The 261-nt window shown below is 59.0% G+C and carries 1 pseudogene; it reads left to right on the top strand.

The window, feature by feature from the left end:
* Positions 1 to 56: 56 nt before the first annotated feature.
* A pseudogene (gene thrH / locus ACLJNW_RS26050) lies at positions 57 to 261 on the top strand (bifunctional phosphoserine phosphatase/homoserine phosphotransferase ThrH); the annotation flags it as partial.

Below are 261 nucleotides of genomic sequence, written 5' to 3'. Positions count from 1 at the left end.
CTAGAGTGCCGCGTCCGTCGTCACCCCATCGTTCAGAGAATTTCGAGGAGAGTCCTGTGGAAATTGCCTGTCTTGACCTGGAAGGCGTGCTGGTTCCGGAAATCTGGATCGCGTTCGCGGAAAAAACCGGTATCGACGCCTTGAAGGCGACCACCCGGGACATTCCGGACTACGACGTGCTGATGAAGCAGCGCCTGCGCATCCTCGACGAACATGGCCTGAAGCTGGGCGACATCCAGGAGGTGATCGCCACCCTGAAGC

The sequence above is a fragment of the Salmonella sp. SAL4457 genome, from assembly GCF_046548235.1.
Taxonomy (GTDB): domain Bacteria; phylum Pseudomonadota; class Gammaproteobacteria; order Enterobacterales; family Enterobacteriaceae; genus Salmonella; species Salmonella enterica.
The sequence above is the reverse complement of the archived record's forward strand: the minus strand, read 5'-3'. Positions and strand labels throughout refer to the sequence as shown.